The organism is Aeromicrobium sp. (assembly GCF_014378035.1).
Lineage (GTDB): Bacteria > Actinomycetota > Actinomycetes > Propionibacteriales > Nocardioidaceae > Aeromicrobium.
On sequence record NZ_JACMOM010000302.1, the window covers coordinates 1 to 10,423 of the forward strand.

The 10,423-nt window shown below is 64.0% G+C and carries 9 protein-coding genes; 1 reads left to right on the forward strand and 8 read right to left on the reverse strand.

All coding sequences use genetic code 11. The annotated features are described in order from the left end of the window. The first annotated feature begins 902 nt into the window (after positions 1–902). A complete protein-coding gene (locus H7290_RS21405) occupies positions 903–1,367 on the forward strand; it encodes a glycosyltransferase (RefSeq protein ID WP_366927645.1) in 465 nt (154 codons plus the stop codon). Between the two features lie 4 nt (positions 1,368–1,371). Here H7290_RS21405 and H7290_RS15875 read toward each other — a convergent pair whose 3' ends face one another. The 8 genes from H7290_RS15875 to H7290_RS15910 all read right to left on the reverse strand — a co-directional run. After that, the gene (locus H7290_RS15875) at positions 1,372–2,109 is read right to left on the reverse strand and encodes a bifunctional 2-polyprenyl-6-hydroxyphenol methylase/3-demethylubiquinol 3-O-methyltransferase UbiG (RefSeq protein WP_290514995.1); all 738 of its coding nucleotides are present in this window, start codon (positions 2,107–2,109) and stop codon (positions 1,372–1,374) included. 53 nt (positions 2,110–2,162) lie between these two features. Then, positions 2,163–3,692 (reverse strand): hypothetical protein, encoded by a 1,530-nt coding sequence (locus H7290_RS15880; protein ID WP_290514996.1) that lies wholly within the window; start codon positions 3,690–3,692, stop codon positions 2,163–2,165. Between the two features lie 35 nt (positions 3,693–3,727). Further along, positions 3,728–5,005 carry an oligosaccharide flippase family protein gene (locus H7290_RS15885; RefSeq protein WP_290514997.1) on the reverse strand — a complete coding sequence of 426 codons (1,278 nt, stop codon included), beginning with the start codon at positions 5,003–5,005 and terminating at the stop codon, positions 3,728–3,730. Then, entirely contained in the window at positions 5,002–6,189 is a 1,188-nt protein-coding gene (locus H7290_RS15890; protein WP_290514998.1) for a glycosyltransferase, read from the reverse strand. Before H7290_RS15890 ends, H7290_RS15885 begins: the two co-directional genes overlap by 4 nt. Positions 6,190–6,218: 29 nt before the next feature. Next, positions 6,219–7,367, reverse strand: a complete 1,149-nt coding sequence (locus tag H7290_RS15895) for a glycosyltransferase (protein WP_290514999.1) — start codon at positions 7,365–7,367, stop codon at positions 6,219–6,221. Beyond that, positions 7,364–8,518, reverse strand: coding sequence for a non-hydrolyzing UDP-N-acetylglucosamine 2-epimerase (gene wecB, locus H7290_RS15900; RefSeq protein ID WP_290515000.1), 1,155 nt, complete (start codon positions 8,516–8,518; stop codon positions 7,364–7,366). The genes H7290_RS15895 and wecB overlap by 4 nt, the downstream gene beginning before the upstream one ends. Then, positions 8,518–9,624 carry an NAD-dependent epimerase/dehydratase family protein gene (locus tag H7290_RS15905; RefSeq protein ID WP_290515001.1) on the reverse strand — a complete coding sequence of 369 codons (1,107 nt, stop codon included), beginning with the start codon at positions 9,622–9,624 and terminating at the stop codon, positions 8,518–8,520. Before H7290_RS15905 ends, wecB begins: the two co-directional genes overlap by 1 nt. Next, positions 9,621–10,423 (reverse strand): polysaccharide biosynthesis protein (locus H7290_RS15910; protein ID WP_290515002.1); only part of this gene is annotated, 803 nt, incomplete at its 5' end. The genes H7290_RS15905 and H7290_RS15910, both read right to left, overlap by 4 nt.

The window sequence follows — 10,423 nt, forward strand, 5'->3', positions numbered from 1 at the left end:
CCAGTCACGGTCAACCCCAGCCGATCGAGCAAGCAGAACGCATCAAGATCAGGACAGTCGAAAGTAGGCTCAGCCACGTCGAGGTCTTCCAGATGGACGGCGTCAGAACCACCATCATCGGAGAACCTCGACCCTCACCCCCGCGCCTACGCGCCACCACGGGCTACACCCTGGTTTGCGAAGAGCCCACAAACTCCGAAGGTGTCTCAGCTCAGCCTGACGCACCTCTGCCCACCCTGACACTGTGTCGAGGTCGCTGCGGGGGTCGATGTCAGCTTCGCGTCCCTGCGCTGCTGCATCCGGCAGGTAAACGTCAAAGACGACGTCGGGCACCGTCAGACCTGGTAGCGCGCAAATGGGCGTGCAACTGCGGCTACGCTCTCATTGTGCGCGTAGGAGTGATAGGTCCACTCGGCCCCGACTCGTTTGCCGACAACATCCTTGATTGCCTGCCGGACCTAGGGGTCGAAGCCGTGGCCCTTGGACCCTCGAGACGCAGCACGGGTCAACCCCGCATCGACGCGGTCGTTGACCGTTACACACCACAGTCACAGACTCTGGACGTCATGTCGCAGCGAGGGTTGGCTATCGGGGCGGCTCGGACCGAGTGTGACGTGATCATCTCCGTGGACGGTGGGTTGCGGCCAGAGACCGTGTCCCGAATGCGTGACAGCGGGGCGAAAGTCGCCTTGTGGTTCCCCGACCACATGGCCAACATGGGTAATCAACTCATGCTCACCGCCAGCTACGATCGGTTGTTTTTCACAGACCCGTACTTAGTTCGCTGGATGAGTACACTAGAAGGTCTACCAGCAATTTATCTGCCCGAGGCTTGCAATCCACACTGGCACCGCCCGATCGCTGAGCCCGCGTCCCAACCCGGGTTCGTGTCTGTAGGTAACATGTACCCAACTCGGGTGCTCCTTTTCGACCGACTAATTGCGGACTCGGTCCCACTACGCCTCTATGGTCCCGGCTTTCCCCGTTGGCTTCCAGATCGACCCCTCACTGCTCATCACACTGGTCGATTCGTAGTGCGAGAGGAAAAGGCCCGAACGTTCCGGCAATCATCCGGAGTGTTGAACAACCTTCATCCAGCTGAACGCGGTGTGAACTGCAGGTTGTTCGAAGCCGCCGGGTCCGGTGGCGCGGTGCTGTGCGACGCCCGTGAGCCGCTGCGGGACTTGTTTGAGGACGGTTCCGAGGTCTTGACATTCACCACCTACGACGATCTCCTCGCGCTATGCATTAGGCTGACTAGAGATCCCGACCTCACCCGCCGAATTGGGGACGCCGCCGCAGCGCGAGCCCACGCGGAGCACACCTATCAGCACCGTTTGCGGGTCATTTTGGAGGATTTGGTGTAAGCGTTCAGTCACTGCTCCGCCGAACCACAAAGGTCATGTTCTGCGTAACCACCAGGCCGTGGCGTTGACCGGTCTCCGCCGCGATGGCCAGCTTGATCGCCCCACTGAAGGCCTTCCAAGCCAAAGCACGCACCCGGCTCTGCACACCATGCACCACGGGAGTGCATGGACGAACGTCCACCTGGGAATAACCCGTGGCACTGGCGATCTGCGCGATGCTTCGAGGCGTGAAGACGGTTTCGTGGGTAAAGTCCCCGTACTGAATGTTTCCGCTAAACGGGCTGTTGGCATTCGGGGTCCGAGCCACGAAGCAGCCACCCGGCTTGAGCGCGTGGTGGATCGCGTCGAAAAGGTGGAGCACTTCGTCCTTCGTCAGGTGTTCGAGGAGGTCGGTGGCCACTACGGCATGCAGAGTTTCCGACTCAGCACTGAGCACGTCCGTGAAGTCACCAAGCACCACGGTGCGAATGCCGGCCTGATGGGCGAGCGCGACCTGTTCGGCACTGACGTCGACCCCGGAGGCGTCGTAACCGTCGGCGACAAGCAGCTTCACGAGCGCCCCTTGACCGCACCCTACATCGAGAATTCGTGCACCGGGAATGCTCGGAAGGTGCGGGCGGATGTCGCGCCGGTAGACGAGACTCGCCGTGGTCACGCTGCTGAGACCCGCGTGGGTGGTGGCGTAGGACTCGTACAAGCGTGAGCGCAACGCTGCCGTTCGGTCGATGCTCTCATCGTTCATGCGCGTTCCAGACTGTGTGCAGAGATTGGGACCGATGCGTGATTAATCCTCATTTAGGGGCGCCCACGTGCCCCCACTTCTTGAGATGTGAGGCTACCGCTGGAGGTGAGCCGCACCCCAATTGCGGCTGCCGCCACGATGCTCACAATGCTAGCGGCGAGCGAGAGATAGTCCGTCTCCTGTTTGACCAGTGTCGTAAAGAATAGCATCGGGAGGAACAGCATGCGAGGATCTACGGAAGCTGAGCGACCCCCCGTGCGGTCGTCGATGACGCGTACGAAGAAGCCGAGCAAGAGCATCCCCACGATAACGACCATTACGCCGCCGTGTCGGTAGAGATCCCCGTACGGAGTCAGGGCCGCGGAGCTGTACACGCTGGGAGGGGCGTGGTAGTAAACGATGTTCGCCTGGTAGCCAGCATCTAAAACAGGCTTTTCTGGCCATAACGATCGGGGAATAAATCCGAGCACCGGACCTGCCAACAGGTCGGTTGGGCTTGCGAAGGGAACCGGCGTTGGCGACTGGGCGACAACCATAGCGACGTCGCCGATACGTGACAGCCTTTGAATGAACTGGTTTCCGGGTGCTTGCGAACCACTGGTTTTACCATTATCCAGCAGCGACCCGTAATCGATACTCTGCAAGGCTTGGGCAGGAGTCAACCGGCCGGAGCTTGTCGCAATCTCCGCTCGGTAGGCAGTTACGAATGGCGCGACGAAAAACATTGTGATCAAGCCTGTTGCGACAATTGGGATCACTCGAAGCTTCCCCCGTGCCGAGTAACCGATGACGAGCGCGACGAATTGGATCACCGCCGACTCCTTCGTTCCGCCGAACAGACCCACCACTACCTGCGACCCCCCCACCCACACCGTCAGCAGAGCCGCGCCGGCGGTTCGGGTGGCGGCCAGCCGCCATGCGGCGAGGAGGCTCGACAGCAGCCCGAGCGAGGTGAACACAGTCAGCACCGTGCCGACGGAGGACGACGCGCTCAGTTCGGCCCTTGGATCGGCCAAGTAACCGAGTCCGCTCGTCGCCGCCCCGATGAGCTGGGCGAGCACCGCTATCGCCCACAACGTCCACACCACTGACGCCCCGGTGGAGAGTGGACCATTACCCCGCAAGCGGCGATCGAAGGACGACCCGCAGCGGCGGAGCACCTGCGGAGTCCAACGATACGCGAGCGCGAGTGTGGCGAAGCCCACGCCGCAGACCAGCGCACTCGGAGTTAGTGAAGATGCCGTGACAATCCCCTGATACCCCTCGATGTCACCGGCAAGCCACACCAGGGTAGCCAAACCGAACCCCACCGCGAAGCCGACACCCATCCACGGCCCGAGCTTGAGTCTCGCGAGCGCAGTACGCAGGCCCAGTTCCTGTGACATCCCGACCGCCCCGATCAGTCCGGCGCTGGTGAGGGCGACCGCTACCACCGTCACTTGCACCCCCGCGGGTGACGTCACCGAGGTGGGGAGCAGTGCCCACGCGAGGACGACGGCCAGGGCGACACCCGCTGCGGTGACACCGCGGGCGGACGCGGCGCCGCCAACCAACCGCTCACCTCGATTTGCCTGGCTCGTCACAGCTGTTCGCGCTCTTCTGTCCCGGTCGTGCGACATCAGCCGGCCTCCATCGACGTCGGCGCCACGCCGGGGTGCTCGGCGGCGGATTGAACTGACTTGGACACGGAGCGCAGCAGCAGCGCGAAGACCACGAGATAAGTCACCGTAGACGTCACCGCTGCACCAACGACGCCCAGCCTGGGTACTAAGAGCAAAAGCCCGCCGATCGTGAACACGACGCCAAAGCCCTCGCACAGGGCAACAGCGGCCGGCTTGCCCAACCCGCGAAGCAGGTCGCCCAGCACCTGGTTCACGCCCACGACCGCGGCGCCTGGAGCGAGGACCAGCAGGATCGTGGTAACGGAGTGGTAGTCGGGACCGAACACCAGCGGGATGGCGAACGGGCCCCCCGCGAGGATGATCAGCAGGCTGATCACCGACACGAGGATCGCCCCTCGGATCGACGTTCTGATGGTGCGCGCGATGTCCTCGCCCCGGGCTAGCCCGGGAAAGGCAACGTAGCCAAAAGCCTGAATCAGCGGGGCAGCGAGCACGCTCAGCGAGACCGCTACTGCGTACTCGCCCAGCGCGGCGGATGAGACCAGCACCGCCAGCAGCAGCTGGTCGGCCCTGCTGTTCAGCGCGTTGGGCGCATTGGAGGACAGGTTGAGCACGCCGAACTTGAGCAAGGGGCGGACGTAACCGCGGCGGCGGCGCCCGCTGTCGCCGGCCACACGGCGGTAGAGCCACCAGGCCAGTGCTGTCTGCCCGGCGAACGTCGCGGCCAGCAGGTTCACGACGAGCACCACGTCGAGGCTCGTCACCAGCTGGGCACCGATGACGAGCATCAGGAACGAGACAGGCTGAACGAGCCGTACGAGGTTCCATCGGCCGAGGTTGATTGCTTGGAGCGCAAACGACGGGGGGGCTCCGGCGAAGCAGAAGGCAATACTCAACGGAAGCACGAGGAACGCGCCGCGCCGGGCTGGAGAGTCACCGAACAGGAACACACCCACCAGCGCGGCGACCACCGCTGCGAGGGCTGCCAACGGCACCAGGAGCGCGGCCGCAGTTCGCACGTAGTCGGCCTGGACGGCCCGCCACCGCGACACGTGATAAACGACGGACGAGCCAAGGCCCACCTCGAAGAAGATTAACGCCAACCCTAGATACGCCATGGTTGCGGCGTAGTCACCCCGACCACTAGCCCCCAGCCACCGCGCCAGGAGGACTCCGGTCACGGCAGAGATTCCCGTGATGAGGACGTTGTAACCCGCTGTCCGGCCGACCGTCCTGAGGAACGACCGCTGGGGGCGGGAACCTGGGGCGGTCACCACTGAATGTCACTCCGACCGGCCAGAACGCTTCGGTACACTTCGAGAGTTCGACTCAGGCTGGCCCCCTTCGAGAACATACTCACCGCCCGCTGCCGCGCCTGTAACGCCATTTGCCCGCCGCCCGCCGACCGGACCGCGAGGACGCGGGTGGCGATGTCCTGAGCCACCTCGGCAGTCTGTTCGACCAACCAGCCGGTGTCCCCGTGGACGACGGTCTCCCGGGTTCCTGCGGTGTCTGTGGCGATCACGGGAACGCCGCTCGCCATGGCTTCGAGCACAGAGATGCCGAAGCCCTCCTCGTGCGACGCCTGCAGGTAGATCGACGCTGCGCGGTATAGAAGAGGAAGTTCCTCTGGCGTCACGTCGGACCTAACCTGGACGTGTCCGGTGAGGTCGAGGTCGTTCACCAGGGTCGCCAGCGTGGCCGGGAGCTTTCCTCGCCCCGCCAGCACGAGCGGGGGCAAGTCCGGGGACAAAGCTCTTGCCTTCGCATAGGCCCGGACGAGGCGGTCCAGGCCCTTGCGCGGGTCGTTGAGGCGGCACACCGAGAGCAGGTGTCCGCCTCTGTCCCACCCCGCGGCACGAGGCGTGAACCGATCTTCGTCCACGTCCGGCGGAGCAGTCACCACAATGGTGTCGCACGTCGCGGCCACGAAGTCCGCCATCTCACGGTTCATGACGAGGACGCAATCAGCCCGCCGTAGCGCAAGACGCTCAAGGTGCGACGTTATCCGGGTCATCATCGTGCGCCACAGTGCAAGGTTCCGCGTCGTCACGGAGAGCTGGGAGGACCTTTCCCACGCCACGGTGGTCGCTACCTGGAGCACAGTAGGTCGCCGAGACCTTGCTGCTGCCAGGCCCAGAGCCGGCGCCCCGGCGACCACCTGGACGACGTCGAAGCGGTCCAGCTGGGTCGTCAGCTCCTTGCGGGGCAGATACCTCAGCGGCTCGAGCTCCACCCCGTTTGCACCCACGTGTACGAGCTGCGTCTCGTCGACGCAAACGTTCATAACGCTGTTCAGTCGCCAGCTGCGCGGCGAGCTGAGACGACGACTCACGGTGTCCGACCGGGACGTGGCGAGGTCGAAGACCACCACCTCGTGACCGGCTTCCCGCAACCCACCAGCCAGCGAGCGAGCCACTGTCGGGATCCCGCCTGCCGACTGAAAGCCCTGCGTCACCACAGCTATCCGAAGTCCCCCCACCCGCGTCATGCGACGTCGCTGACGCCGAGGTCCAGCACGAGCTCGACGACGGTGGTCGGAGGCTGCACCTCCCGCCAGCGGCGGTAGGCGTCAAGCGCAGCTTGCTTGCCTGCGGTCCGCTCGGCCGGCGAGAGCGCCGCCAGCCGACCCAGCTCCACCGCCCAGGTTCGAGCATCGAGCCTGGCGAGGGCGGCGCCTCCACCGTCCTGCAGCACGGCCGTCCACGGTGAGTTCTGCGAGCACACCACCGGGCAGCCCGCCGACAGGCTCTCACCGATGACGTGGCCGAAGTTCTCGCCGAGGGTGGGTAAGACGAACGCGTCGTACTCGGTGAAGGTCGTCTGCACGACCTCCGGCCTGACCATGCCGCGATAGGCGACTCGAAGGTTGCTCGGCATCTGATCAATCAACCGTAGGCAAGCATCCCAGTAAAAGTTGTCCTCGATCGGCCCGAAGACGTCAAGATCCACCTCGCTGGTGAGCAGCTGTGCCGCCTCGAGGACGAGCGCCAGGTTCTTCATCTCGCAGATCCGGCTCAGGAATACGAATCGTGCGGTTGCTCCGGCGGCCGTGGGGGTCTTGATGGGTTCGTTGCCGCGGCTGTCTCCCACCACCACAGTGCGGGCCCCGGGGAACGCATCAGTGATGTCGCACTGCTCCTTCGTCGTCGAGGCGTGCCACATCGGGTCGACCTTCCGTAGCAGCGGACGCCAAACCCTGAGGAAGCGCCGCTTCTTGTCACCCTTGACGCTCAGCGCACCCGGCGAGAGCTCGCCGCGGGGGGCGAGCAGCAGCTCCCGGGAGGTCAGTTGTCCGAACAACCTCAGGACAACAGGCAGAACCGTGAACTGCGGCGACCACAGGCTGTTCACGTACAGCAGGTCGAACCTCGTTCGCCGCAGGTTTCGAAGCAACTGCACCCACTGCCGAGGGTCCCGCCAGTTCAGGTAGTGAATGAGGTGGTGACCTCGAAGCACGGAGCACCCCGACAATCCTGGGTAGGCCACCGAGTCGCCCAGGTCTCGGTCCCCAGTTACGAGGGTGACTTGAACCGAGGGAGGCAGGCCGTCAAGTAGCTCGACCATCGACTTGATCGGCCCGCCGGCCTTGAACCCGGGCTCGAACGCACCCACGAAGATCAGTACGCGACTCACTGAGGGTCTCCGCTCGGACCCGCTGTCCGGACGCCCGCCCACGCCCGGTGTCGGCGAGCGGTGGACAGGATGAACCGAACGACCCGCTCGGCGGTGTTGTGAACGAGGTACTCGTCGGGTGTCACATTGCTGACACCAGGGCCAGGACGCGGAGCGCTCAGCTCGACAGCCACTGCCGCGACCACATCGTGCACGTCCAGCCCGGTCATCATGATGCCTCCAGTGTCCAACGCCTCCGGCCGCTCGATCGAGTCGCGCAGGGTAACTGCGGGGAACCCCAGGATCGTCGACTCCTCGGCGATGGTGCCCGAGTCGGACAGGACGCACGCAGCACCGAGCTGCAGTCGATTGAAGTCGTGGAAACCGAACGGCTCGTGGAAGACAATCCCCTCGGGCATCACCCGGCCCACGAGAGCCGCGAGCCGGGCGCGAGTGCGCGGGTGGGTGGAGACGTGGACAGGTAACCCCCACTGGCCGCGCACCGCCGTCAAGCAATCGAGCAGCATCTCGAGCCGATCCGGAGAGTCCACATTCTCTTCACGATGGGCACTGACCAGGAAGTATCCCCCCGGGGCCAGCCCAAGACGATCAAGAACATCGGACGCCTCGATCAGCGGACGGTAGTTGTCCAGCACCTCACGCATTGGCGAACCGGTCAGCAGAATTCGGCGCGGGTGCAACCCCTCGGCGAGCAGGTTGCGGCGCGCATGCTCGGTGTAGACGAGGTTGAAGTCGGCCAGGTGATCCACCATTCGGCGGTTTGTCTCCTCCGGCACGTTCTCGTCGAAGCACCGATTACCCGCCTCCATGTGATACGTCGGGATGCGCATCCGCTTGGCCATGAGAAGTGCGATGGAGCTGTTCGTGTCGCCCAGGACCAGCACAGCATCCGGGCGTTCCTCGAGCAGAACGGCTTCGGTGCGGATCAACGTCTCGCCGAGAACTCGACCAAGCGAAGACGTGTCGACCCCGAGAAGCCGGTCGGGGTTGCGGATTCCGAGTTCGTCGAAGAAAACCTGGTTGAGAGAATGGTCGTAGTTCTGTCCGGTGTGCACAAGGACGTGGTGGACGGCGTCGTCGAGCCGAGCGATGACGCGAGAAAGCCGAATGACTTCCGGCCGAGTGCCCACGACCGTCATGACCTTCAGCATCAACTACCCCCTTCAACCGGAGCAACCGGCTCTGGGTAGGTATCTGGGGCTGCGGGGTTGAAAAGCTCGTGGGTCCAGAACAAGGTCACCAGCTCAGTGTCCCCGGTGTTAGTGATGTTGTGGACCCATAGGGTGGGCATGTCGACGGCTTGCGGCACGTCGCCGGTCACGTCGAACGACACGACATCGTCGGTAAAAAGCCTGCGCAGGGAGATCCGGGCGTTGCCGCTGAGAACAACGAAGCGCTCTACCTTGTGCAGGTGGAAGTGCTGACCCCGGGTGATGCCGGGCCGGGTGGTCGAGACAAACGTCTGCCCCTGGCCCCCGTGTGCGCGCACCACCTCTACGAGGCTGCCACGATCGTCGGTTCGCGGTGACAGGCCGATCGGGTTCCGCTCAGGGAACCGGCCGCCTCGGAGCGTGTTGAACAGGTTCACGTCTAGCGTTGTAAGTAGCGGAGGAATGTCCCCAGCCGTGTACAGCTCGTTGAACCGCCGGAGCGTGCCGTAGACCCCCTCAACGGTGGTCGGTGTGCCCCGTGGATCTAGTCGCGGCAAGTCCGTCGTCAAGGCCTGCATGAGCGATTGCGCTGCACCCTGGGCGTGCAACAGGTCTACCTCCCGGTCGTTGACGCGTGGCGTCTCACCTCGCAGGACCGATTCAACGAAGGTGGCGACGAACGAGTTGTATCGGGGCCGTCCATGCTCGCCGAACAGGTTTGGCAGCCGGACGTCGACGTAGCCCGAACCCACCTCGTCAGCGAGGTCGGCAAGCACAGACGACGCCTGCTCCTTACCAGCCCCATAGGGACTGTCGTTGCCGGACTGGACGGAATTTGCGAACACGATTCGCGGCGTCGCCCCCGCCGCCCGTACCGCACCGACTACGTCCCGAGCCAGCTCGACGTTGCCCTGTTCCACCTCGCGGTCATTCCCACGGTTGATTCCGGCCAGATGCAGGACCGCGTCCACTCCGACAGCCAGCCGTGGCAGCTCATCCCACTGGTTACGGCCCACGGCAAACGCCTCATGGGCGCCGAGAGCATGCAACCGAGCTCGGGTGTGCCACCCGAGGAAACCGTAGCCACCGGTAAGCAGGATCTTCACGGCCGCGCCAGACCGAGCAGCTGTCGCATCTCTGGCAATGTCAACAGGAGCCGCTTGGTCTGCTCAAGGTCCAGCTGCTCCGTGTTCGCAGACGTGTAATCCCGAAGCTCTGCACCCTCCGTCTCGCCCTCTTCGTAGTACAGCTCGTAAGCCAGGGAACGCGCGTCCAGTGGTACCCGGAAGTAGTCGCCCTCGTCGGACGCCTTCACCATCTCTTCACGGGACAGGAGGGTCTCGTGCTGCTTCTCCCCGTGTCGGACACCGATAGCCGCAATTTCGGGCTCCGCGACCCCCAGCAGGCCGGCCACTGCCTGGGCCAGCACCCGGATGGTGCAGGCAGGGGCCTTGCGAACGAACAGATCACCGCTATCAGCGTGGGTGAACGCGTGCTCGACCAGGTCCACCGACTCCCGCAGTGACATCAGGAACCGAGTCATCCGTGGGTCCGTGACTGTGAGCGGTCGACCTGACCGAACCTGCTCCACGAACAAAGGTATAACCGACCCTCGGGAGTACATGACGTTGCCGTAACGGGTGACCGCGACTGTCATCCGAGAGCTCGGATTGTTCCGAGCGAAAGCTTGCGCTGTTTTCTCCATCAGCGCCTTCGACATGCCCATCGCGTTTACCGGGTAGACCGCTTTGTCCGTGCTGAGAAAAACCACCGACCGCACTCCAGCGGATGCGGCCGCCTCCACCACGTTGTGACTACCAACCACGTTCGTCTTCACGGCCTGCTGGGGGAAGAACTCACAGGACGGCACCTGCTTCAGGGCGGCAGCGTGGAAGACGAAGTCGG